The organism is Variovorax sp. P4_D9, from assembly GCF_056401695.1.
In genome coordinates, this window is sequence record NZ_JBFUIU010001535.1 from 1 (window position 1) to 1,112 (window position 1,112).

The 1,112-nt window shown below is 68.6% G+C and carries 1 protein-coding gene; it reads left to right on the forward strand.

From position 1 onward, the window contains the following. Positions 1–63 precede the first annotated feature (63 nt). Positions 64–1,112: molybdopterin cofactor-binding domain-containing protein (locus AC1DY5_RS56685; RefSeq protein ID WP_478122877.1), on the forward strand; the 1,049-nt coding region annotated here is incomplete at its 3' end.

Sequence of the window (1,112 nt, forward strand, 5' to 3'; positions counted from 1 at the left end):
ACCTACGCTCGCATCCGCGCCGCGGTCGCCGATGCCGGCATGTCACTCGCCTGAAGGAACCCCATGTTGCCCAACTTCGACCACAGCGAAATGCCCCGCGCCTTGCGGCACCTTCTGGACCGCAACCGCGGCAATGCCCCAACCATGCTGCCGCGCCGCAGCTTCCTGAAGCTGGCCGGGGCCGGCGGCCTGGCGCTCGGCGCCTTCCCCCATCTGGCGACGGCACAGACCGCCAACCCGCAGGCAACCGGCGCACTCAAGCCAACGCAGCAGCCGTCGGCGTTCGTGCAGATCGCACCCAATGGCGAAGTGACGGTGACCATCAATCGGCTGGAATTCGGCCAGGGTGTACAGACCGGCCTACCGATGATCCTTGCTGAGGAGTTGGATGCGGACTGGAGCCTCGTGCGCAGCCACAACGGTTCGGGCGACCCCGCCTATCTGGATCCGCTCTTTGGCATCCACCTGACCGGCGGCTCGCATTCGATCAAGAACAGCTTTACCCAGTACCGCGAGCTCGGCGCTCGCGCCCGGGCCATGCTGTTGTCCGCTGCTGCGGCGCGCTGGAGCGTGGACCCGGCCATCCTGCGTACGCGGGCGGGCACCGTCCTGGGCCCTGGTGGCCGCAAGGCGGGCTACGGCGAACTGGCCGAGGCCGCCATGGCCTTGCCCGTGCCGGCACAGGTCAAGCTGAAGGACCCGAAGGACTTCCGCATCATCGGCCGCCCCACCACGCGCCTGGACGCACGAGCGAAGAGCAGCGGGCGCCAGGCCTTTGGCATCGATACGCGGCTGTCTGGCCAGCTCACTGCCGTGGTGGCGCATCCACCGGTGTTCGGTGCCCGCCTGAGTTCCGTGGACGACAGCGCCRCACGGGCCATCAAGGGCGTGAAGGCGGTGCTTCGCATTCCGGGGGACCGAGGCGGCGAAGCCGTTGCCGTGGTGGCCGATGGCTACTGGCCCGCCAAGCAGGGCCGTGATGCGCTCAAGCTGCAATGGAACACCGCTGCTGTGGAGAAAGCGGACAGCGAACGGCTCCTGGCCCAGTACCGCAAACTGGCGGGCCAGCCGGGTCCGCGCGCCTTCGATGCCGACATGACGCGGCTGGCGAG